Below are 23851 nucleotides of genomic sequence, written 5' to 3'. Positions count from 1 at the left end.
ATTGCTTGCTCCTTAATGGACAGCAATGCTTTTTTTATGCAAAAAAATGAAAGTTGCTAATATGCTGGGAGGAAGAATGATGGAATTGTTACGTCAAAAGATCGAGAACGAAGGAATCGTTCTGTCAAATCAAGTGCTAAAGGTAGATGCTTTTTTAAATCATCAAATTGATCCTGTGTTAATGCATGAGATCGGTCAAGAGTTTGCTAGATTATTTAAGCATGATGGAATTACTAAAATTATCACAATCGAATCTTCTGGTATTGCACCTGCTGTCATGGCTGGACTTGCCCTTCATGTGCCAGTTGTTTTTGCCCGAAAGCGGCAATCACTGACTTTAACGGATAACCTTTTGACAGCAAGTGTGTATTCTTTTACCAAAAAAGTAGAAAGTACGATCGCTGTCTCTAACACGCACCTTAGTGAGGATGATTGTGTGTTAATCATCGACGACTTTTTAGCAAATGGAGAAGCCGCTAAGGGACTAGCTGCAATCGCAAAGCAAGCGAAAGCAAAAGTAGCTGGTTTTGGAATTGTTATCGAGAAATCATTCCAGCCTGGAAGAAAAGAGCTTGTGCAAATGGGCTATAGAGTCGAGTCACTCGCACGTATCGAATCGCTTGAGGAAGGAAAAGTCACGTTTGTACGCGAGGTACAATCATGAGTGCCACTAAAAAAGCCAAAACCCTTTCGCTAGGGATACAGCATGTACTGGCGATGTATGCAGGTGCGGTTCTTGTCCCGCTCATTGTTGGAGATGCGCTTGGGCTCACGCCAGCCCAGCTGACGTACTTAATTTCGGCAGATATTTTCATGTGCGGTGCCGCCACACTGCTTCAAGTATGGAAAAATCGTTTTTTTGGCATCGGTTTGCCTGTTGTACTAGGCTGTACATTTACTGCGGTATCTCCTATGATTGCGATTGGCTCTAAATATGGAATTTCGTCTATATATGGAAGTATTATCGCGGCAGGGTGTATTGTCATTGCTCTTTCATTTTTCTTTGGGAAGCTTGTGAAATTCTTCCCGCCCGTTGTCACAGGTTCCGTCGTCACGATCATTGGAATTACCTTAATTCCGGTAGCCATGAACAATATGGCAGGTGGTGAAGGAAGTGCAGACTATGGTTCTTTTGAGAATCTTGGACTTGCTTTTCTAGTGTTGTTTATTATTGTCCTTCTCTATCGATTTACAAAGGGATTCATGAAAGCCATTGCCATCTTAATCGGCATTCTACTTGGGACAGCAGTTGCGACTTTCTTAGGGAAGGTAGAGACGGCAGAAGTGGCGAATGCACAAGTTTTCCGCATCATTGAACCTTTTTACTTTGGGTTGCCTACTTTTGAGTTTGCACCAATCATGACGATGACATTAGTGGCCATTGTGTCATTAGTCGAATCAACGGGTGTATACTTTGCGCTCGGAGATTTAACGAATCGTTCATTAAAAGAGAAAGATTTAGCAAAGGGATATCGTGCAGAGGGAATTGCCGTCTTATTAGGCGGTATCTTCAACGCTTTTCCATACACAGCCTACTCCCAAAACGTTGGATTGATCCAATTAACAGGTGTGAAGAAAAATCAGGTCATTGTGGTGACAGGTGTATTATTAATGGTATTTGGCCTTTTTCCTAAAATCGCGGCATTTACAACGATTATTCCTAAATCCGTTCTAGGCGGTGCAATGGTCGCCATGTTTGGCATGGTCATTGCGTATGGGATTAAAATGCTCTCACGCGTCGATTTTGCAAAACAGGAAAACTTACTCATTGTCGCATGCTCAGTTGGCATCGGGCTCGGAGTAACGGTTGTGCCGCAAATGTTTGATCATTTGCCAGAATCGATTAAATTGTTAACAAGTAACGGAATTGTCGCCGGAAGCTTTACCGCTATTTTGCTTCATATTATTTATCACATGATTCCTTTTAAAAAAGAAACAGAGCAGGAGCTAATGGAAGAACCTAAGCAATCTGTTATGTAATCACTTCTCTTGGAGAGCTGAAAGCCCGCATCCTTTGGATACGGGCTTGTTTTGATTAGTGCTATTAATGTTGTACCGGCGGCATTGTTTCGTTAATGACTGCAAAAGTATAGCCCCTTGCTTTTAGTTGTGTAATCAGGCTATCTAAAAAGTTCGTGGTAGAGGGTTGATCATGCATTAAAATAACTTTTGGTTCCCATGGTTTATTTTTCTCAAACATTTGCAGTTGATTCAATACCTCTTGAACATATTGTGAGTTTTTATATCTCCAGTCAAGGCTATCAATCGTCCAATCCCAGTAAATAAAGCCATTTTGGTTTAAACGTACTTTTTGATCATATGTTAAATTTGGAACACTGCCATAAGGTGTTCTCACAAGACGGGTGTAAACGCCTGTAACAGAAGCAAGAATGAGCTGAGCTTCTCTCATTTCATTTGCGGGAGACTCACTGTTCTGATAAAAGCGGTTTATATCATGCGTCATGCCATGAAGCCCTAATTGATGTCCTTCTTGATAAAGTCTTTTCACCGCTGCTTGGTGAGCTTGGATTTGTGGTCCAAGCATGAAGAATGTCGCCTTCACTTGATGTGCTTTTAAGACATTTAACAGCTGATTTGATGTAGCTGTAGGGCCATCATCAAATGTTAAAAAGACCGTTTTATTCGTTGCCTGTTGGTTTGGATTGGTCTTAAATTGTTGATCCAATGTTCTTGTAGAATGATCTTTTGCTTTCAGACTGATACTTGTGTCTCGGAAGTCACTGCTAGTAACAATTTTTGCTTGCCCATTTGTCGCCTGCAAATGGAGTTTAGACATATCCCAGATAAAAACGAGAAACAGTGTAAGAAGCACTAAACCAATTATCTTCGAGAGAAATATCGTGTTGTAGGGTGTCTGTTTTTTGGACACCTTTTTCATGACAATCACTCCAGTCAATTAAATTTTGTGCCGAATCATGTAGTAGATTCTGTCTTTTTTCACTGTTTTTCATGGTGTTCATATTGATTAAGTATACAGGAAAAAAACCCCTTTTCATATATAATCATCAAATAAATTAGTATTTTATGGTTATTTATTTGTGTTGATCAGAAAAAAAGGTGATCCATTCATGTTTAAATGAAATAATTCTGAATAGTGATCGAAAAGTTGGTATTTATACGCTAAGATAGCAACAGATTTAACCATTAATGCGAAGTGAAAGGAGATTCCGTATGAAAGTGTTGTAAAATGCCGATTTCATTGAAAAAAAGGATGCTCATGTGGATATTGGAGATAGAGGCTATCAATCGCGAAATACATAGAGAAAAGCTCTTACCCTACAAAATAAAGAAGAAACAAAAGAAAGCAAAGTCAGTACAACTGAATCAGAGATTGGCTACTATGTAAAAGGTGAACGTGAAAAGTCATTTGCTTATTCCTTTCATACAGCACTTTTACTTGAAGTAAAGGTGGGGTTTGTCTACGGTCTGCACTCCTCATTTGAGAGGTGTTTTTTTGCATAAAGCTATGTTAACTAACTCTATTAATAATCATTTTTGTTCTTTAGATATAAAACTAAGATGAGAGTGAATGGTTAAGAATCGTATTGAATGACATCAACCAAGAAATAGATCTAAACGAATAGGATGATTGTTGAAATCTGTCTGCTCTCTCCATATGGGACCTATGATAAAGTTGGTTTATTAACATTCTCCAAATGGGTGTTAAAAGGTGGGATAAGTAAATGTTAGGATTACCAAGAGGGGAAGTCTTTTTAGTTCCTTGGTCTATTGAGTGGACAAAAGAATTTGAAAGTGAAAAGCGAAAGATAATAGGTGATATTGGTCAATACATAATCAATGTACACCATATTGGAAGTACAGCAGTAAAAGGTTTAAGCGCTAAGCCAATTATTGATATTGCAATTGAAATAGAACATTTTTTTGATGGAGAAAAATGTGTAATAGCGTTGGAAGGACTCGGTTACTCATATAAAGGAACAGACGTATTACCTGAAAGACACTACTTTAATAAAGGAGAACCACGAACACATCAAATCCATATGTACCAAAGACATAATAAGTATTTACTTGAACAGTTAAATTTCAGAGATTACTTGAGAAATAATGAGCAAGCTAGAAGTGAGTACCAACAGCTTAAACTTAAATTATCAAGATTACATGGAAATGATAAACACAAATACGCACATGAAAAAACTGCTTTTATTAAGTCAATCCTCGAAAAGATATAGGTGAGGGTTTGCTATTTAGATGTTCATAAGAGAGGTCATTCACAGAGGAACTCCCAATTAACGGAGTTCTTTTTTTTTTCATTAAATCACCATTATTTTTGAACATAAATTGCATAAAAAAAGCAGGTTCGCTTGGCTTGGAACGAACCTGTGAAGGAGGAAAACTACATCATGTTTTCACCTATATTATCCAATATTTATCAATTGTCGTCAAGACAAAAAGTTAGACGGAGGAAAATATTTTGACTGAATTGTGTCGTTTTGGCATGTATATCCTTTTTTTGATTGGGGATATTAACCGAAAAAAGAGGTGAAGCCGATGGCATACATTCTTTCAGTTGGAACAAGTCTGCCAAAACATCATGTGGATCAGCAAGCAGCTGCTCAATTTGCAAGGTCTCAATTTAAACGATCGTTTAAAGATATTGATCGGCTATTAAAAGCTTTTAATAATGGCGAAATAGAGAGCAGGCAGTTTGTACAGCCTATTGATTGGTATCAAGAACATCACTCTTTTGAAGAGAAAAACAACCTCTATATCGAAAAAGCATTGGCACATGCGAAAGAAGCCGTTTTTCACTGTCTGCATGAAACAGCGTTTCTTACAATGCCAGTTCCTTTTGATGAGATTGATGCTTTGTTTTTCATCTCCAGTACAGGGTTATCAACACCAAGTCTTGATGCAAAGCTGATGAATGTTCTTCCATTTTCTCCTTATACGAAACGAGTGCCAATTTGGGGGTTAGGATGCGGGGGCGGGGCGGCAGGCTTATCTCGAGCTTATGAATACATCAGGGCGTATCCAGAAGCGAAAGTGCTCGTTGTTGCCTGCGAGCTTTGCAGCCTCACTTTTCAGCCGCAAGATCAATCAAAAAGCAATTTAATTGGAACCTCGCTGTTTGGTGATGGGACTGCGGCCGTTCTTTTAACTGGAGAAAAGGCTGCCTCTAAGTATACGCGGTTAAAAACAGTACCTAAAGTGCTTGGCACGCAGTCAGTGACCATGAAAGATTCTGAGGATGTGATGGGATGGGATTTTACCGCCGACGGATTTCGGGTCATCTTCTCACGTGACATTCCATCCATCATTTCTGGGTGGTTAAAAGAGCAAGTGGATCAATTTTTACATCAGCTAGGGTTTTCAACAGAGGATGTATCTGTATTTCTTGCTCACCCTGGAGGAAAAAAAGTGATTGATGCCTATCTTGAAAGCCTATCTTTACAAGAGCATCAGCTATTTTCTTCAAAAGAGGTTCTGAAACAGCATGGAAACATGTCCTCTGCCACCGTTTTATATGTCATGAAGCATTTTCTTGAACATCAGTCACTAGATGCAGGACAGGTGGGGCTTTGCGGAGCACTTGGTCCAGGCTTTTCGTCAGAATTATTGCTCATGAAATGGGAGGGGCTCTCGTGATGATTTTCTGGATAGTGATTGGCATTTTCATTTGTCAGCGTCTCATTGAAATGCTTGTGGCGAAAAGAAATGAAAAGAAAGTGAAGGCGCTCGGAGCGATTGAATTTGGTGCAAGCCATTATCCTTATATGGTCGCTATGCATGCAGCTTTTTTCCTCTCGCTTATTGGAGAGACATGGCTGCTGCATCGTCAACCGTCTCGTTTTTTCCTATTGCTGCTTGTGTTTCTGTTTGCTACCCAGGTGATTCGGTACTGGGCACTATGTTCACTTGGAACGTTTTGGAATACAAAAATCTTAGTCGTTCCAAATGCGATGATTGTGAAAAAGGGGCCGTATCGCTGGTTAAAGCATCCTAACTATGTGGTGGTGGCGATTGAACTGATGTTCATTCCGCTGCTATTTAACGCATTTATTACTGCCATTTTGTTTACGTGTTTAAATGGATGGATGATGATGGTCAGAATTCAAACAGAAGAAAAAGCACTGAATCAGTATTTACTAAATTAATATTGAAAATCATTATCAATTGTGCTACACTTTCATTAATGATAAACATTCTCAATCATGAAGGATGGACGGTGATCACATGACAATGATTTTCTTACTCGGTACGGTCTGTGTATACAGCTTATTGATTGGCTTCGTATTAAAAGGTGTTTCAAAAAAATCTGCTTCCTGATTGCAGTCCATTGCGACTGATCGGGCAGCAGATTTTTTTATTTCCTCAGATCAGAAGAAAAATCTCTTTATTTTGTGTAAAATGGTACACATACATAACTGACTTTTCTAAAAACAAAGGGGTTTATCGTCATGAAAGACTTGTCTATTCGAGATTCGCTCGTTCAAACTACAGGTGCTTTATATCAAAGCCTTCTGAAAAGGGATGATCACGAGCGCGCAGCCAAACTTGCATCTATTATGAAAAAGGAAGCTGAAGAAGAAGTATATATCGCATTTACCGGCCACTATTCTGCTGGTAAGTCATCACTAGTGAATCATCTTCTTCATGAACACATCCTGCCCACAAGCCCAATTCCAACGAGTGCAAACTTGGTTGTTGTCAGGAAAGGGGTCAGTGAAGTTCAGCTCCATACGTCTGATGGACGTTTTGCAAAAATGAGCGGTTCTTATGATAAAGAAGCGGTGCAGCGTTTTTGTAAAGATGGGGAACAAATTGAGATGGTGGAAATTAGCGGTGATTATAGTGGACTTGAAGAAAAAGTGGCACTCATTGATACGCCGGGAATTGATTCAACGGATCATGCGCACTTTTTATCCGCTGCTTCTATTCTTCATCAAGCGGATGCTCTTTTTTATGTCATTCATTATAACCATGTCCATTCTGAAGAAAACATTCGCTTCATTCGCTCGATTAAAGAGAAAGTGCCCAATCTTTATTTCATCGTCAATCAAGTGGATCGGCATGATGAACAAGAGACAACTTTTGAAAACTACAAAAAACAAGTCGTTGAGATGCTTTTAAAAGAAGGCATTGAAGAAGAACATCTATATTTTACTTCCGTGACGGATGAGGCACACCCAAAAAACGAAATGATCCGTTTAGTGAAGAAACTACAAGAATTACAAACCATGCCTAAAGCATCACTTCGAGCCTATACAGAGCAGAAAATCGAACATGTTTTAAAAGAACATATAGACTCGTTAAAAGAAGAACTGCATGAAGAGGACCTTGACGCGCAGCTTCAAGAAAAAAGGAATGAAGTGAAAGAACTAGAAGAGAAACGCCGATTTATTGAAAATGGTGCAAAGCAGGTAGAAGATGAAGTGTCTTCTGAAGTAGAGAACATCTTAAAAAATGCAAACCTCACGCCATTTAAGATGCGAGAGCTTGCAAGTGACTATATCGAATCAAAAGCACCTGGCTTTAAAGTAGGTTTACTTTTTGCCAAAAATAAAACCGAGCAGGAAAAGGAAAAGCGGGCAAATGATTTCTTAGCAGATGTAAAAAAGAGAATGAAAGCGGAAGTTGACTGGCACATTGCCGAGCTCCTCAAAAAAGAAATAAAACAGCATCAGCTTGGGGAAGCGTTATTAGACAAAGCCATGGCATTTGAGACACCTATTGAAGAATCCCTGCTTGAAAAGGTCATTCACCAAGGGGCAACTTTTTCTAACGAATATGTTCTTCAATATGCGAAAGATGCTGGTGAAGCATTGAAAAGACAGGCGAAACAGCAAGCGCTTCAATTGATTGAACAGATGATTGAAACCTTGAAAGACCAGCTCAAAAATGAACAGGAGAAGCAAGAGAAAAAATGGGAGCAAGCGAAACAAGAGCTTCAGAGCCTTGAGGGGTATAACGAAAAAAATGAACAAATAAGACAGGATATTCAGCATTTATGGGATATTTGGCAAAACGGAACGGATGAGCCTATCCCAGGTGACTGGTTTTATGCGAAAAAGCAATGGATGCAGCACGACCAACTGGAGAAGAATCGCGCATCAATTCATGTTGAAGAGAGCGATCAAGCTGCTGAACGGACAAAGCGCGATCAATACCGTCAATCGCAGCATTTAACAACAGCACAATCGATTGCACAATTTAAAGAGCTTTCCCGCATTTTATCGCCTTTAGATATTCTAAAGTCTCAAAGAGATTCCTTTGAAAAACGAACAGAACGGCTACAGGCAAAAGAATTTACACTCGCTTTATTTGGCGCTTTTAGTTCTGGAAAATCTTCTTTTGCCAATGCGCTTGTTGGACGGAAGGTGTTACCATCATCTCCTACGCCAACAACTGCAACAATTAACAAACTGACACGACCTACGGAAGATCATCCTCATGAAAGTGTCAAAGTGGTGTTTAAAACCAAGCAGGACATTCTAGAGGAACTCGATCAGATTCTTGGATTTTCGATCACAACAGAAAAAGGAGATTCATTTAAGGCAAAGCTGGAAAGAGTGCTGAAAAAACGGCAGCTCGAACAGGATCACCGAATCATTGTAGAACATTTTCTACAAGCCTATGCCAAGTTTCATGATGACATTGACAACCAAACCAATTTACATGTCACACTTCAAGAATTAAAGCCTTATGTAGCGGAAGAATCTGTTTCTTGTGTGGTGAAGGAAGTGACGGTGTATTTAAGTACACCTCTGACAGATAAAGGGCTGACGATTGTCGATACACCAGGTGCTAGCAGTATGAATAAGCGTCATACAGAAATCGCCTTCCAGTATATGAAGGATGCAGACGCCCTTCTTTATTTAACGTATTATCAGCATTCTTTCTCAAAAGCTGATCGCTCATTTTTACGGAAGCTTGGACTCGTAAAAGATTCCTTTAGCATGGATAAAATGTTCTTTATCATCAATGCGGCTGATTTGGCTAAGGATCAAGCAGAGCTTGAAACCGTATTTGACTATGTACGAAGCGAGCTCACAAAAGAAGGCATCCGCAATCCAAACCTGCATCATGTGTCTAGTAAGGAAGAGATCGAAGGGAAAGAGCCGACATCTTATAATCAATATGCAACACTGAGAAAACAGCTCGACTATTTTATTGAGGAAGAATTAACGAAAGATGCCATTGAACTTTTGCATTTTGAAGCTAATACATTATGTACAACGGTCGATAGACTACGTGCGACCTTGCATCAATCAGAAGATGAGAAAGAAGCTGAAAAGAAAAACATCAAGACATCCTATGAAGCCATTCTCGAAAAAATGCAAGATGTGAAACGGTCTAAACTTGTGACCGAAAGCGTAAAAAAAGACGTGCATGAACAGCTCTATCATATTGTACAGCGGCTTTCATTATTTGCGAATGATCTATTAAAGTCGGCTTTTTATCCTGGCATATCTCAAGGGAATTTTGGTCAGCAGTTAAAAATGGCACTTGAGAAAGCGTTAAAGGAGTATGAATTTGAATTTGTGCAGGAGCTCAAGGCACTTGATATCCGAATGGAATCGTTTATCCACCATTATTTCCAGGAGGAGTGGGAAAAAGGGATGCAGGCTGCATGTGCGGAAGATCCTTACTTTTCTCTCAGCCTGTCAGCCGCTGAGGAGAAAAATGCTGAGCTAAAACAAATTGAAGTCGAAGCAGAGATTACACCATTTGAGCCGCTTTTAAAGAAACAAAAATCAGCGAAAGCCTTCTTTGAACAAAATGAAAAGGCTACGTTTATTGAAGCCATTCGAGATGTTCTACATCAAATGACAACACGTTGGGCAGATAACGAAAAAGAAGAGTTGCTGAGCAGATATGAAAAGCTAGTGAAGACCTATACGGAAAGGTACGAACAAGATGCTCTCCAACAGCTCAATGAGCAAAAACAGACATTTATGACGAGCCTTACAACAGATGCTGAAAAACAGGCGGTCATTGAACAAGTTTATGAACAAACAAATGAATGGAAGAACCAGTTGAAAACGATATGATTCATGGTAGACTATATAAAAAAGAAAGCAGTTGATAGACGATGACGAGCGTACACGAAGAAATTTCTGCACATTCACAGAAACAACATGCCCACATCCAATCTTTTCTTGCACTTGAACAAAAAAGAGAGCAGGCGATTGAATCGGCTGTGAAAAAATGTGAACACAATGAACCATTTTCAACAGATGAGATCAACGCCATTACGTCTAAAATGAATGAGCTTGCCCGAGGCGGAATTGTTCCGCTTCGTAAACATGTCACGATTGAGATGGTGGAGGAATACACCCAGCGTAAACAGAATTAAAGAGTAACTTTCTCATTTTTGGTCATCTTAACAAATGAACCAGAAAGGGGAATGATCATGGCAAAAAAGCAAAACGTAAAGCAGCAGAAGGAGCGCATGCCGAAGGAAAAAGGCATGCCATCCTACGCAGAAGCGGAAACGAAAAAAATGCAATATGGTAAAAAGTAATCGGGCTGCCTCTTCTTTATCAAAAGAAGAAGGCGCCTTTTTTATGTTCGTTTCGATGTTCTATGATAGAATAGGAGTATTGTTTATAAAAAGGGAGTTTAGATGAATGAATAAACACGTCTTACTTGTAGATGGAATGGCACTTCTTTTTAGGTCGTTTTATGCGACAGCTGTCCATCGTAATTTTATGATAAATGATCGTGGTGTGCCGACAAATGGAGTGAATGGTTATTTGAAGCATTTGTTAACAGCTGTCCAAACATTTGAACCGACTCATATCGTATGCTGCTGGGATATGGGGAGCCAGACATACCGGAACGAATTGTTTCAAGATTATAAAGCCAATCGAGGCGAGGCGCCTGTTGAGCTTATCCCACAGTTTGATTTAGCAAAAGAGGCGACAGAAGAACTGGGGATCATGAACATTGGTGTGAAAGGTTTTGAAGCAGATGATTGTATTGGAACGCTTGCATCAATCTATCAAAACGAAGCACATGTGACCGTCTTAACAGGAGATAAAGATTTGCTGCAGATCTTGAATGAACAAGTGACCGTGGCTTTAATGCAAAAAGGCATCGGGAATTATAAGCATTATACAAAAGCCCTTTTTGAAGAGGAAATGGGCATATCTCCAAAGGCGCTGATTGATATGAAAGCGCTGATGGGTGATGCTAGCGATAATTACCCTGGTGTAAAAGGAATCGGCGAAAAAACAGCATTGAAATTTATTCAAACGTATGAAACGATTGATCGACTGTTAGAAAATGTTCATGCATTAACGGCAGCTCAGCAAAAGAAAATGCAAGCAGGATTAGAAGATCTGAAGCTTTCTCGTATACTGGCAGAAATTAAATGTGATGTACCACTCAGCTGTCCGATTGACGAAACAAAAATAAAAATGGACCCAGAGCGGGCAGCGACAATGCTTCGCTTGCATCAAATCAAAGGGATCGAACCAATGGTTAACCGCTTAAGTCAATTAGGAATCAGTTAAGGTTGTTCTTATGCAGAAAAGAAACAAAGGGCTACATGTATTAGCCCTTTGTGTTGCTTTTTTTCGCCTTATTTTCTAATTGCGATATTGGCTGTTTATCTTTTGTCTGCGCATCACCTTGAGGAGTCGTTCCGTTTGTGACACGGCCTCTGTTCTCTTTATCCAATTCGTATCACCTCACACATTAGCATAACCAAAAGAAAAGCGATTCATCCTTTTGAAAGGTGAATCGCTTTTCTAGCGAGCTGATCAGCCACTTGATTTTCCTTGCTCGGAATCCACTTAATGAAAAATAAATCAAATTCGCTTTGAAGCTGCAGCATTTCTTCGATAAAATGACGAAAAGATGGATTTTTAGCAAATCCTGCATTGGCTGCACGATCCACTACTTGTGAATCAGTGCGGAATGAAACGGTCCGTAATCCTTTTTCTACGCAAATTTTCATGCCTTCAATGAGCGCGGAAAACTCTGCTTCATGATTGCTCATGATGCCAAGAGGAATGGAGAAAGACTCAGCTTTTCCGTCATATTTCAAGAAAATGCCGATGCCAGATGGACCTGGGTTTCCGGCACTAGCACCGTCAATATATATTTCAGCTGGCAATTTATTTCCCCCTTTCATCAATCGGAACCATTTTTTTCGCCGCATAGGCATAAGGTGTGCCAATGGCAGCGACGATAAATTTAATCACATAAGTCGTGATGAAAATTTCGATCCATATATGGAATGGGTAGGTCCCAAGAAAGGCAATGGTTGTGAAAACGAGTGTATCAAGCAGCTGGCTAATCATTGTACTCCCCGCATTTCGCAGCCAGAGCGCACCATCTGAAGGAAATATCCGGCGAATAAACGAATATACATAAACATCTAACATTTGACTGATGATATAAGCAGCAAGACTACCAAGAGCGACCCTTGGCATAAAGCCAAATATCGTTTCTAATGATGATTGGGAAATGTCAGATGGAGCGGGATGGAAAAGCAAAGCCTCCTGCATGACAACAGTTAATGTTAAAAGGGTGGCAAAGCCAATCCAGACAGCTTTTTTCGCTTCGGTTTGTCCATATTTTTCATTTAGGACGTCCGTTGCAAAGAACACACTGCCGTATAAAATGTTGCCAAGTGTTGCCGTTAAGCCAAATAATTCAACGGTTTTGACCACTTGTAAATTGGCAGCAACTGTTGCAAAACCAATCCAGACGAAAAGCCCCATCTTGCCAAATCCTTTATAAAATAGAAGAACAATGATAAAATTAATGATCGCAAATAAGATCCAAATACCTTCATTAAACAAGTGACATGAACTTCCTTTCTAAATGTAAAATGTAACTTTTTGATTATAGCATAACGAACGTTTACCTTAAAAGTATGGGAAGGCGATGTGATCAATGAAACTAAGAGCGCACTATACAATGAAAGTGAAATCGATTGGGTCCATTGCTTTTTTCCAAGAAGATTGGATGGAGCTCAAAGAGGCCTTGCTTTTAGCAAAACATATAGACAAAAAAGAACCGCAGTCACTTCTATCATTTGAAGATGAAAAGGGTGCGATGTGGTCGACGAAAGAACTTGAAAAGCTAAACGAAGAACTTAGGCTTGAACCCGATCAGCTTCAGGTCTATTTTGATGCGAGTTTTCGCAAAGAAACAGGTGATGCTGGGCTTGGAATTGTCGTGTATTATCAGCTCGGACAGGATGCATACCGATTAAGGAAGAATCAGCCTTTTCAGAGCACCACGAACAATGAGGCAGAGTATGCGGCTTTATTTGAAGCGGTAAAAGCTTTAAAAGAACTGGGAGCCAGCAGAAACTCTGTTACGATTAGAGGAGATTCTCTTGTGGTGATGAATCAGCTCAAAGGAGAATGGCCTTGTTATGATGATATACATAACAAATGGCTCGACCGAATTGAGGCTGCGATCAAAGAGCTGAAGCTCACGCCAACATATGAAGTCATCGATCGTAAACAAAATGCAGAAGCAGATCAGCTTGCCAGACAGATACTTGCAGACGTCCCCATCGAAAGTAAGTTGAAATTAGAAGCAGACGGAGCTGAATAAAGTGGATAAAAAAACAGCAGTAAAAGAATTAACAGATCTTCAAGACACGTATTGTTCAGATTGCTTGATTAAGAAGCACTTTCGTAAAGAATTTGGCAAAAAATACGCGCACTCCTTTTGTATACAGCAATGCACGGTAGGAGAGAAGATCAAACAATACGGGAATGAATTACTTAAAAAATAAGCGTACACTCCGGTTTTCCCCTAGATGTATCACGCGTTCACGAAAAAAAACGAATAGAATGTGTAAAAAAAGAACATATTCTGAAAAATGAGCCGATATAACTATAGAAAGTTTTGGTTGAGTTACTTTTTGACTAAGTGACGGATAATAGAGGAAAAGGGGAAGGCCGGCATGGATAATAAGGATTTTGAAACGGTATTACATCGAACATTTCAAGAGGTGTACAGTGATCTAGAGCAACTGGTAGATGTAGCAAAGAAGGGAAGACCTTTTCTCGAAAAAGATATCTCTGAAATTGAACAAAGATTAAAGCAAAATATTTTAGCGATTGAAATTCAGCTGAAAATCAAATAAGAGAGGCATACGCCTCTCTTTATTTTGTCGTTTCATCATTGATTGAGTTGATTAGATTTTTGTTACGTTTGCAGCTTGAGGTCCACGATTACCTTCAACGATTTCAAAAGAAACTTCTTGTCCTTCTTCTAGAGATTTGTAACCATCACCTTCGATAGCTGTGAAGTGAACGAATACGTCGTCTCCGCCTTCAACTTCAATGAAGCCGAAACCTTTTTCATTATTGAACCATTTTACTTTACCGTTTTGCATATTACTTTTTCCTCCTAGTACTGTAGCACACCTTTTGGCATACTAAAAAAAATTTTTCATCACCTAACGACTTAAGAAGTTGTTAAATGATGGTTCCACTATACACCATCAAAAGTAAAGCGTCAAGCAGGCAAGCCAAATTTTGAGCAGAATGTTTGATTTTTTTGTTTTTTTAGTGAATGACATTTATCTATAAAACGTCCTAATCTCATGAAACCTAACGTATAACTTGTCCGTATATAGTAAAAATACAGAAAGAGGTGCGTCATGAATCGTTACACGATTGAGGAGTTTGTTCAGAATACGCAGCAAGAAGACAAAGGGGAAGGGGTCTTTGAACTTGAAACACCAAGATTGTTAGAAATTAATTTAACGGATACCATTTGGGCAAAAACAGGCTCCATGGTTTCATATCGCGGGAAAATAAAGTTTGAACGTGAAGGTGTGTTTGAACACGGTGTGTCAAAGATGTTCAAAAAAATGTTATCAGGAGAAGGAACCTCTTTGATGAAGGCCACAGGTGATGGGAAATTATATGTAGCAGACCAAGGGAAAAAAATCTCAATTCTTCGATTGGCTCAAGGGGAGTCTATTTTCGTTAATGGAAACGACTTGCTCGCATTTGAACCGTCTGTTCGGTGGGATATTAAATTAATGAAAAAGGTGTCTGGCATGCTTGCAGGCGGATTATTTAATGTCAAACTTGAAGGACCAGGTCTTGTGGCAATCACAAGTCATTACGAACCGCTGACGCTGATTGTTCAGCCAGGTGATTCTGTTTATACAGATCCGAATGCGACAGTCGCATGGTCAGGAGATTTGCAGACTGAATTTGTGACAGATGTATCGTTCAAAACGTTTATTGGCAGGGGAAGCGGAGAGTCCATTCAAATGAAGTTTAGCGGAAGTGGCTTTGTTGTTGTTCAGCCGTTTGAAGAAGTATATACAACGAATGGAAATCAAGGTTAAAAGAAAAAAGGTGTCCGTCAATGACGGGCACCTTTTTATGATAATGCTTGAGCATACGATTTGTTGCTCATGATCAGATCTGATTGTTCGACGATATCTTCTAAAATGGTTTGAGAAGACTGTTTTAAGTGTAATTTTTTGATGTTTTGTTTCATGGATTCTAATTTTTCTTCGTCTTGCAGCAAGTTGGTGACAGATTCTAAAATGTCTTCGTGTCTGTTGATGACAATGGCAGCGCCGTAATCTTCAAAGAAAAGAGCATTTTCTTTTTCTTGTCCTGGAACAGGTTTGTAAAGAATAACTGGGACACCAATTGCTGTTGCTTCTGTTAATGTAATTCCGCCCGGTTTTGTAATCATACAGTCCGTTACTCTGAACAATTCATCAATTTGTTCCACATATCCAAGCGCCTTCAATTGATTTGGGTGTGCTTGTTCAAGTTCGCTAAGCGATTGCTTCAGCGCTGCATTCTTACCGCACACAACAACAATTTGTACTTCACTGTCAAGAAGTAGTGCTTCACACAGTTCCTTCACATTTTTTAGTACACCATGGGCACCCGCCATAATGAGAAGGACTTTTTTGTCTGATGATAATCCATATTTTTTATAGATGATCGATTTAGGCACGTCTACTTCAAATTGTGGTCTAATCGGAATGCCTGTTACCTTGACATCGCTTGGATGTGTGCCGATTTCTACTAGCTTTTGTTTCACATAATCGGTTGCAACATAGTATCGGTCAATGTTTTCATGTACCCAAATTTTATGAAGACAAAAGTCTGTCATCACATTAAATGTTGGAATGACTTTACCTGTTTTGTTTCGGTATTCAGGTACAACAATCATCGGGAATGTAATGATGATGATATCCGGATTGTGTAATTGAATTAATTCATCAAGACGCTTATTTCCCATCTTTAAATAAATGTTAAATTTGCGTTTATTGTAAATTTTATCTACACCGTAATAAAACAAGCGATAAAATTGTTTCCCAATGGAGAAGCTCTTTAAATATAAATATTGAGTCACTTCGGACACAATGGGATTTGATTCTTGATACAAATTAGAAACTATCACATGTTCAAACCCTTGGGATTTGCATTCATCATACAGTGTTTTTGCAACCTGCATATGTCCATTTCCATAATTTGCGGTCAAGATTAATATTTTTTTATTGGTATTCAAGAATATTCACCTCAAATGTAATCAACAACAACAAAACTTCGTACGAAACTATAAATCTCATAGGTCTACATATACATAAAGATAACATATAAACAGCGAGAGCATATCATTCGTTACGAAAGAATTAAACTAATTTTAAAAAACAAACAGACTAAATTGATAATGGAAGACAGAGCCATTTGTATTTTAACACATTTTACGCATTTATCATCAGACTACAGTCTATTTTATTCCCACACATATGGTGTTTCTTGATAAACATAGTAATTAAGCCAATTCATAAACAGCAAAGTAGCATGGGCTTTCCATCGGTTCACTGGAACTAATGTGTCTCCATCTTCGATGAAATAGTGGACGGGTTTTTTGACTGTATCATGTTTCAACAAATCTCTTTCATATTCCTGCTTCAATGTATCTGTATCGTATTCAGGATGTCCAGTTAAAAATACTTGTTTATCATCATCTGAAACAATTAAACAAACACCAGCTTCCTCAGACGTGCTCAATACTTTTAGATTCGGCGTGTTTTTTAATTGTTCTGTATTAATATCTGTATGCCTAGAATGTGGGACATAGTATACTTCATCGAAACCTCTTACTAATCTTTCTTTTTTCTCTTTGACAAGATGCTCAAAAACACCGAATTTTTTCTCTGGAAGCTTGATTTTTTCAATGCCATAATGATGATAAAGACCAGCCTGTGCCCCCCAGCATATATGGAGAGTAGACGTCACATTCGTTTTACTCCAATCCAAAATGTCCTGCAGTTCTTTCCAATAGGAAACTTCTTCGAAAGCTAAATGCTCAATTGGTGCACCTGTAATGATCATGCCATCAAATTTTTTATGGCGAATCGATTCAAAGGTCGTATAAAATTCATCTAGATGCTCTCTCGATGTATTCTTCGGTGTATGTGTACTTGGAATCAAAAATGTAAAATACACTTGCAAAGGAGAATTTCCGAGCATTCTCAGCAGCTGCGTTTCAGTTTGTATTTTTTTTGGCATTAAATTTAAGATCACGATATTCAAAGGACGGATATCTTGTTTGAATGCCCTTGTCTCATCCATGACGAAAATGTTTTCGCTCTCTAGTATTTGTTTTGCCGGCAGATGAACTGGTATGTTAATAGGCAACTCGCCACCCCCTGAACCAAAGCTAATTTCACTTCATTATAGGAACTTTCTGGCGATATTTCAATGTTTCAATTATGTTACAATGAAAAATAGAGCAAAAAAGAAAGCTGTTTCTGTCAAAAAAGGAGGCCATTAATCATGATCACAAAGCATTTATCAGATATTGACATTGCCCAAAAGGCAAAGCTGAGACCGATTCAAGACATCGCAGCAAAATTACACATACATGACGAAGAATTAGAATGCTATGGTTTCACAAAAGCGAAAATATCTTTGACTATTTTTGACCGTTTAAAGGAACAAAAAGAAGGAAATGTGATTCTTGTGACTTCGATCAACCCAACGCCAGCAGGTGAGGGGAAGTCCACCGTAACAGTTGGCCTCGGTCAAGCCTTCGAGAAAATCGGGAAAAAAGCGATCATTGCCATGCGTGAACCTTCACTAGGTCCCACAATGGGTATTAAAGGTGGTGCAGCTGGCGGCGGATATTCACAGGTGTTACCTATGGAAGAAATCAATCTTCATTTCACAGGGGATTTTCATGCGATTACATCTGCACATAACGCTTTATCTGCTTTTATTGATAATCATATCCATCACGGAAATGAGCTTGGGATCGACGCACGCCGAATTGTATGGAAACGAGTGTTAGATTTAAACGATCGTGCTCTAAGACAAGTGGTCGTAGGACTTGGCGGTCAATTAAATGGGTACCCTAGAGAAGATGGATTTGATATTACGGTTGCATCCGAAATGATGGCCATCCTCTGTTTAGCAGACGACTTAAACGATCTAAAAAAACGTCTTTCTTCTATTGTTGTTGCCTACAATCAAGAAGGTGAACCGGTCACAGTTGGAAATCTAGGATATGAAGGCGTATTAACCTTGCTTTTAAAAGATGCGCTGAAACCCAACCTTGTTCAAACGATTGAAGGAACTCCAGCCCTTGTTCATGGTGGTCCCTTTGCCAATATTGCACATGGATGCAATAGTTTAATTGCCACAAAAATGGCGGCAAAACTAGCAGATTACGTCGTAACAGAAGCGGGATTTGGTGCAGACCTCGGCGCGGAAAAATTTCTTCACATCAAAACAAGAGCCGGTGATTTTAAACCAGGCGCTGTTGTCATTGTAGCAACTGTCAGGGCGCTTAAAATGCATGGCGGAATGCAGAAAACAGAGCTCAAGGAAGCAAATGCACAGGCTGTATTAGAAGGTATACATAATTTAGAGAAGCATATTGAAACAGTGCAAGCCTTCGGTCTACCATACATCGTTGCAGTGAACCGTTTTATTACCGATACAAAAGAAGAAATTCAAGCAATAGAAAACTGGTGCGAAACGAATGGACATCCAGTCAAAGCCGTCAATGTATGGGAAGAAGGGGGAGCTGGCGGCGTAGCACTTGCCGAAGAGCTCACGACACTCATTGAAAAGAATGAAAACAGCTTTTCTTATTTATATGAGGAGCAAGATTCCATTGAAGAAAAGTTGTCAAAAGTCGCCAAAGTGGTTTATGGTGCAGACGGCGTCAACCTTACATCAAAAGCAAGAAAGCAGCTAGCTGCAATTGAGAAAAATGGCTGGGCCCATTTGCCTGTTTGTATGGCAAAAACACAATATTCACTATCGGATGATCCGGCTTTAATCGGCAGACCAAAAGGCTTTACCGTTACGATTCGAGAGTTAAAACCATCTGTAGGAGCAGGTTTTATCGTTGCACTAACGGGAAGCATTCTGACCATGCCAGGTCTCCCTAAAAAACCTGCGGCACTTGAGATGGATTTATTAGAAGACGGCAGTGTGACTGGACTCTTTTAGCAGGAAGCATAAAAAGCGATTTTCTAAAAGAAGCATGTTACGATAGGAAAAAGTGAATCCTAGGAGGCTATGAGATGTCAATTTATGATATTCAGGTCAAGACCATTAACGGTCAGGAAAAATCAATGGCAGATTACAAAGGGAAAGTACTGATCATCGTGAACACAGCGAGCAAATGTGGACTGACCCCTCAATTTAAACAATTACAAGAGTTATACGATCAATATCATGAAAAGGGCCTTGAAATTTTAGGATTTCCGTGCAATCAATTTATGAATCAAGAGCCAGAAGGGGAAGAAGCAATTCAAGAATTCTGTTCGTTAAACTATGGTGTGACCTTCCCGATGTTTGCAAAAGTAGATGTCAATGGTGACAATGCGCATCCGCTTTTCAAATACTTAACGAGTCATGCGAAAGGTGTGCTTGGTACAAAAACGGTGAAATGGAATTTTACAAAATTTATCGTTGACCAAAACGGAGAAGTGACTGAACGATTCTCTCCTAAAACACCACCAAAAGAATTAGAAAGCTCCATTATCGCTCTTTTGGAGAAATAAGCATGAATTTGAGTAAGCAGCAAGAACAATTGGAGGCAGCTGCCTCCTTTGTTTCAAAACAGCTAAAGAATGAACCGACTGGACACGATGAAGCTCATATCAATCGTGTGCGCCAGCTTGCCGTCCATATTGCACAACAGGAGGGCGGGGCGCTTTTTGTCATTGAAATGGCAGCGATTGTCCATGATGTAATTGATGACAAGCTGTCTAGTGAATGGAAGCTTTCACCGCATGATCTCAAGCAGCAGCTCCTTTTGTGGGAAGTGGACACGCGAGATATTCGCTATATCATGGATATCATTACAACGATGTCTTTTCGTCACCGGCATATGCAGCATAAGCCAGTGACATTAGAAGGCGCCATTGTTCAAGATGCAGATCGACTGGATGCGATAGGTGCAACTGGGATTGCAAGGGTGTTTACATATGCAGGTGCAAAAGGGGAGCCTCACTATACAGAGGGTGCTCATCAAGGCACAGTACTTTTGCATATGCAAGAAAAGCTGCTTCAATTAAAAGACTTGATGAACACACGTGCTGGAAAGCAGCTGGCTCATGAGCGACATGAGTTTATGTGTCTATTTATTAAGACATGGAAAGAAGAATGCGGCCTTACAGATGAGTAGGGTCTTTATGTGTGTAAGGAGGATGTATAGATGAAAATAACTGCCATAGAACCAACGCCAAGCCCGAATACAATGAAAGTCATTTTGACAGAAGCGCTTGCAGGCGGTAAAAGCAATAACTACAAAAAAGATCAAAAAGATGAAGCGCCAGAGATGATTAAGCGCATTTTAACCATTGAAGGTGTAAAAGGTGTTTACCATGTAGCCGATTTCTTAGCGGTTGAGCGCAATGCGAAATTTGACTGGCAAGGTATTTTACAGCAAGTCAGAGAAGCCTTTGGACAAGAAACAGAAGGGCTTCAGGGAGAATCGCAGTCAGGTGATGACACATTTGGAGAAGTCAAAGTGTTTGTTCAAATGTTTAATGGGATTCCGATGCAGGTGAAGCTGACAGACGGTGAAAGAGAAGAACGATTTGGAATGCCTGAACGTTTCCAGGCAGCGATTTTAAAGTTAAGAAGCAGTTCAGATAATGTTGTATTTGAACGTGTGTGGAAAGAACATGGCGTACGTTTTGGAGAATTTGCTGATATCGGTCAAGAAGTCACAGAAGAGCTGCAAGCTGCATATGACGACGAGCGTTTATCCCGTTTAACAGAGGCAGTGAAGGAAGGTCAAGAGGCTGTAGATAAACAAGTGAACCGAAAAGCATATGATGTGACAGAAGAGATGCTGCGCGATGAAGATTGGAAGAAACGTTTTGCTCATTTAGAGCAAATGCAGCCAGAGAAAAAAGATATACCTGTTTTAATGAAAGCGATGGAGGATCCAAAAACATCGATTCGCAGACAAGCTGTTGTGAATGCTGGCATGATTGAAGATCCAGCCATTTTGCCTATTTTGTATAAAGGGCTTGAAGATAAAACAGTGACGGTTAGAAGAACTGCTGGAGATTGTATTTCGGATCTTGGTGATCCTAGTGCGATTGAAGCGATGATCCAAGCCTTAAAGGACTCAAGTAAGCTTGTCCGCTGGCGTGCGGCCATGTTCCTTTATGAAGAAGGTGACGAAACAGCACTAGAAGCTTTAAAAGAAGCGGAGCAGGACCCTGAATTTGAAGTCAGTCTTCAAGTAAAAATGGCCATCGAACGAATTGAGCACGGAGAAGAAGCAAAAGGCTCTGTGTGGAAGCAAATGACAGAAAGTAGAAAAAATGCATCAGAATCATAAGAAAGAGGAGCAGGCTGCCAATAAAAGGCAGCTTGTTTTCTGAAAATGGCTTTTTTATTGGCAGAAAAATTTTTTTAGAAAAATTATTTTGAATATTGTTGAAATATGAGAAAAAACTCTATATAGTAGTACCAATATAGAATATTGGAGGTCAGATTTTATGACACAATCCTTGCTGAGCACTTGCTTCAGCAGAGAAATCAGTCACTATCTATTATAGGTGGCTAAATAAACAGAAAATTTGTAAAATAAAATGAACTCAAAATCATACAGTCAACAAGACTAGTAGTATAGGAGGCTTTTTAAACAGATGGCAGAACTTCGCAGTAATATGATTAAACAAGGAATTGACAGAGCACCTCACCGAAGCTTACTAAGAGCAGCTGGGGTAAAAGATGAGGATTTTGGCAAACCGTTTATTGCCGTATGTAATTCCTATATTGATATTGTCCCAGGGCATGTCCATCTTCAGGAATTCGGAAAAATTGTGAAAGAAGCCATTCGTGAAGCTGGCGGTGTTCCATTTGAATTCAATACAATTGGGGTAGATGATGGTATTGCGATGGGGCATATTGGGATGAGATATTCATTGCCAAGCCGTGAAATCATTGCTGATTCAGTAGAGACCGTGGTGTCGGCACACTGGTTTGATGGCATGGTTTGTATTCCTAACTGTGATAAAATCACGCCAGGTATGATGATGGCTGCCATGCGTGTGAATATCCCAACTGTATTTGTCAGTGGTGGACCGATGGAAGCTGGTAGAACAAGTGATGGTAGAAAAATTTCTCTTTCTTCTGTCTTTGAAGGCGTAGGCGCATACCAATCAGGGAAAATTAATGAAGAGGAATTAAACGAATTAGAGCAATTTGGCTGTCCAACATGCGGATCTTGCTCTGGTATGTTTACAGCAAACTCAATGAACTGTTTAGCAGAGGCGCTAGGGATTGCTCTTCCTGGAAATGGAACCATTTTGGCGACTTCACCAGAACGAAGAGAATTTGCGAAGAAGTCAGCAAAACAATTGATGGAGCTGATCAAAAAAGACATTAAACCACGTGATATTGTCACCGAAAAAGCGATTGATAACGCATTTGCTTTAGATATGGCACTTGGTGGTTCAACCAATACAGTTCTTCATACATTGGCGATTGCAAATGAAGCAGGCGTTGAATATTCACTTGAACGCATCAATGAAGTCGCAGAACGTGTACCGCATTTATCGAAACTTGCTCCAGCTTCAGATGTATATATTGAAGATTTACATGAAGCTGGCGGAGTGACCGCTGCACTAAATGAATTGTCCAAAAAAGAGGGGGCTCTTCATTTAGATACCATGACCGTCACAGCGAAAACGTTAGGCGAGAATATTGCAGGTCATGAGGTAAAAGATTATAACGTCATTTATCCAATTGACAAGCCATTTACTGAAAAGGGCGGTTTAGCCGTTTTATTTGGAAACCTTGCGCCAGATGGAGCAATCATTAAAACAGGCGGTGTACAAGACGGCATCACACGTCATGAAGGACCTGCGATCGTATTTGAATCCCAAGAGGAAGCACTTGAAGGAATCATTAATCGAAAAGTAGAAGCAGGACATGTTGTCATTATTCGTTATGAAGGACCTAAAGGCGGTCCCGGTATGCCTGAAATGCTTGCACCAACTTCACAAATTGTTGGAATGGGACTTGGTCCAAAGGTTGCTTTAATTACAGACGGACGATTCTCCGGTGCTTCTCGCGGATTGTCTATTGGACACGTTTCTCCAGAGGCAGCAGAAGGTGGCCCGCTTGCCTTTGTTGAAAATGGTGATCATGTCGTTGTCGATATCGAAAAACGCATTTTAAGCGTAGATGTCCCGGAAGAAGAATGGGAAAAAAGAAAAGCAAACTGGAAAGGCTTTGAGCCAAAAGTAAAAACAGGTTACCTTGCCAGATACTCAAAACTTGTGACATCAGCCAATACAGGCGGAATCATGAAAATTTAATGTGAAATTGAACATTTGAAAATTGGCTCTCTCTATAGTATCCTT

The 23851-nt window shown here is 39.7% G+C and carries 25 protein-coding genes; 18 read left to right on the top strand and 7 right to left on the bottom strand.

Annotation, left to right across the window (positions count from 1 at the left end; all coding sequences use genetic code 11):
* Positions 1-79: 79 nt before the first annotated feature.
* Complete coding sequence (xpt, locus tag MHI58_RS10765; protein ID WP_008346333.1) at positions 80-664, top strand: xanthine phosphoribosyltransferase; 585 nt, start codon at positions 80-82, stop codon at positions 662-664.
* Entirely contained in the window at positions 661-1980 is a 1320-nt protein-coding gene (pbuX, locus tag MHI58_RS10760) for a xanthine permease PbuX (protein ID WP_041507045.1), read from the top strand. The genes xpt and pbuX overlap by 4 nt, the downstream gene beginning before the upstream one ends.
* 64 nt (positions 1981-2044) lie before the next feature.
* On the opposite strand, the gene MHI58_RS10755 is transcribed toward pbuX, so the two are convergent.
* Complete coding sequence (locus MHI58_RS10755; RefSeq protein ID WP_041507046.1) at positions 2045-2899, bottom strand: polysaccharide deacetylase family protein; 855 nt, start codon at positions 2897-2899, stop codon at positions 2045-2047.
* An 805-nt stretch (positions 2900-3704) separates the two neighbouring features.
* On the opposite strand from MHI58_RS10755, the gene MHI58_RS10750 reads away from it, so the two are divergent.
* The 7 genes from MHI58_RS10750 to MHI58_RS10720 all read left to right on the top strand — a co-directional run bounded on the left by MHI58_RS10750 (position 3705) and on the right by MHI58_RS10720 (position 11501).
* Positions 3705-4211: a GrpB family protein gene (locus MHI58_RS10750; RefSeq protein ID WP_041507047.1), complete on the top strand. Its 507-nt coding sequence runs from the start codon at positions 3705-3707 to the stop codon at positions 4209-4211.
* Positions 4212-4530: 319 nt separating this feature from the next.
* On the top strand, positions 4531-5628 hold the full coding sequence (locus MHI58_RS10745) for a type III polyketide synthase (RefSeq protein ID WP_039165634.1): 1098 nt from the start codon (positions 4531-4533) through the stop codon (positions 5626-5628).
* The gene (locus MHI58_RS10740; RefSeq protein WP_045035049.1) at positions 5628-6137 is read left to right on the top strand and encodes an isoprenylcysteine carboxyl methyltransferase family protein; all 510 of its coding nucleotides are present in this window, start codon (positions 5628-5630) and stop codon (positions 6135-6137) included. The genes MHI58_RS10745 and MHI58_RS10740 overlap by 1 nt, the downstream gene beginning before the upstream one ends.
* 64 nt (positions 6138-6201) lie before the next feature.
* Entirely contained in the window at positions 6202-6309 is a 108-nt protein-coding gene (gene fbpC / locus MHI58_RS10735; RefSeq protein ID WP_306172627.1) for a Fur-regulated basic protein FbpC, read from the top strand.
* A 131-nt stretch (positions 6310-6440) separates the two neighbouring features.
* Entirely contained in the window at positions 6441-10034 is a 3594-nt protein-coding gene (locus MHI58_RS10730; RefSeq protein ID WP_368004318.1) for a dynamin family protein, read from the top strand.
* A 41-nt stretch (positions 10035-10075) separates the two neighbouring features.
* Positions 10076-10339: a YpbS family protein gene (locus MHI58_RS10725; RefSeq protein WP_045035051.1), complete on the top strand. Its 264-nt coding sequence runs from the start codon at positions 10076-10078 to the stop codon at positions 10337-10339.
* A 274-nt stretch (positions 10340-10613) separates the two neighbouring features.
* On the top strand, positions 10614-11501 hold the full coding sequence (locus tag MHI58_RS10720; protein WP_045035052.1) for a 5'-3' exonuclease: 888 nt from the start codon (positions 10614-10616) through the stop codon (positions 11499-11501).
* A 40-nt stretch (positions 11502-11541) separates the two neighbouring features.
* Here MHI58_RS10720 and MHI58_RS10715 read toward each other — a convergent pair whose 3' ends face one another.
* Genes MHI58_RS10715 through MHI58_RS10705 form a run of 3 tightly spaced genes read right to left on the bottom strand, consistent with a single transcriptional unit; the run spans position 11542 to position 12797 of the window.
* Positions 11542-11667, bottom strand: coding sequence for a hypothetical protein (locus MHI58_RS10715; protein ID WP_008346357.1), 126 nt, complete (start codon positions 11665-11667; stop codon positions 11542-11544).
* 43 nt (positions 11668-11710) lie between these two features.
* On the bottom strand, positions 11711-12106 hold the full coding sequence (locus tag MHI58_RS10710) for a reverse transcriptase-like protein (RefSeq protein ID WP_017359712.1): 396 nt from the start codon (positions 12104-12106) through the stop codon (positions 11711-11713).
* A gap of 1 nt (position 12107) precedes the next feature.
* Complete coding sequence (locus MHI58_RS10705) at positions 12108-12797, bottom strand: queuosine precursor transporter (protein ID WP_007500834.1); 690 nt, start codon at positions 12795-12797, stop codon at positions 12108-12110.
* A gap of 94 nt (positions 12798-12891) precedes the next feature.
* On the opposite strand from MHI58_RS10705, the gene MHI58_RS10700 reads away from it, so the two are divergent.
* From MHI58_RS10700 to MHI58_RS10690, 3 genes are all read left to right on the top strand, one after another.
* Positions 12892-13563: a ribonuclease H family protein gene (locus MHI58_RS10700; RefSeq protein WP_007500833.1), complete on the top strand. Its 672-nt coding sequence runs from the start codon at positions 12892-12894 to the stop codon at positions 13561-13563.
* A gap of 1 nt (position 13564) precedes the next feature.
* Positions 13565-13747: a zinc-finger domain-containing protein gene (locus MHI58_RS10695; protein ID WP_008346366.1), complete on the top strand. Its 183-nt coding sequence runs from the start codon at positions 13565-13567 to the stop codon at positions 13745-13747.
* 171 nt (positions 13748-13918) lie between these two features.
* Positions 13919-14101, top strand: coding sequence for a hypothetical protein (locus tag MHI58_RS10690; protein WP_008346368.1), 183 nt, complete (start codon positions 13919-13921; stop codon positions 14099-14101).
* Between the two features lie 51 nt (positions 14102-14152).
* On the opposite strand, the gene cspD is transcribed toward MHI58_RS10690, so the two are convergent.
* Entirely contained in the window at positions 14153-14353 is a 201-nt protein-coding gene (cspD, locus tag MHI58_RS10685; protein ID WP_003215784.1) for a cold-shock protein CspD, read from the bottom strand.
* A 267-nt stretch (positions 14354-14620) separates the two neighbouring features.
* Between cspD and MHI58_RS10680 the strand changes: the two genes are divergently transcribed.
* Entirely contained in the window at positions 14621-15322 is a 702-nt protein-coding gene (locus MHI58_RS10680; RefSeq protein WP_007500832.1) for an AIM24 family protein, read from the top strand.
* Positions 15323-15357: 35 nt separating this feature from the next.
* Here the strand turns inward: MHI58_RS10680 and MHI58_RS10675 are convergent, their stop codons facing one another.
* Together MHI58_RS10675 and metA are read right to left on the bottom strand one after the other, a co-directional pair.
* Positions 15358-16509, bottom strand: a complete 1152-nt coding sequence (locus MHI58_RS10675; protein ID WP_007500831.1) for a diglucosyl diacylglycerol synthase — start codon at positions 16507-16509, stop codon at positions 15358-15360.
* 227 nt (positions 16510-16736) lie between these two features.
* Positions 16737-17645, bottom strand: a complete 909-nt coding sequence (gene metA, locus MHI58_RS10670) for a homoserine O-succinyltransferase (protein WP_045035053.1) — start codon at positions 17643-17645, stop codon at positions 16737-16739.
* 138 nt (positions 17646-17783) lie between these two features.
* Between metA and MHI58_RS10665 the strand changes: the two genes are divergently transcribed.
* From MHI58_RS10665 to ilvD, 5 genes are all read left to right on the top strand, one after another.
* Positions 17784-19466 (top strand): formate--tetrahydrofolate ligase, encoded by a 1683-nt coding sequence (locus MHI58_RS10665; protein WP_045035054.1) that lies wholly within the window; start codon positions 17784-17786, stop codon positions 19464-19466.
* A gap of 74 nt (positions 19467-19540) precedes the next feature.
* Positions 19541-20023, top strand: a complete 483-nt coding sequence (locus MHI58_RS10660; protein ID WP_007500827.1) for a glutathione peroxidase — start codon at positions 19541-19543, stop codon at positions 20021-20023.
* 2 nt (positions 20024-20025) lie between these two features.
* Positions 20026-20649, top strand: a complete 624-nt coding sequence (locus MHI58_RS10655; protein ID WP_024718551.1) for an HD domain-containing protein — start codon at positions 20026-20028, stop codon at positions 20647-20649.
* A gap of 30 nt (positions 20650-20679) precedes the next feature.
* Positions 20680-21819: a conserved virulence factor C family protein gene (locus tag MHI58_RS10650; RefSeq protein ID WP_045035055.1), complete on the top strand. Its 1140-nt coding sequence runs from the start codon at positions 20680-20682 to the stop codon at positions 21817-21819.
* Positions 21820-22129: 310 nt separating this feature from the next.
* Complete coding sequence (gene ilvD, locus MHI58_RS10645) at positions 22130-23806, top strand: dihydroxy-acid dehydratase (protein WP_007500822.1); 1677 nt, start codon at positions 22130-22132, stop codon at positions 23804-23806.
* Positions 23807-23851 lie beyond the last annotated feature (45 nt).

Origin of the sequence: Bacillus sp. FSL K6-2869 (assembly GCF_040869405.1) — a bacterium.
Classification (GTDB): Bacteria; Bacillota; Bacilli; order Bacillales; family Bacillaceae; genus Bacillus; species Bacillus altitudinis.
The sequence above is the reverse complement of the archived record's forward strand: the minus strand, read 5'-3'. Positions and strand labels throughout refer to the sequence as shown.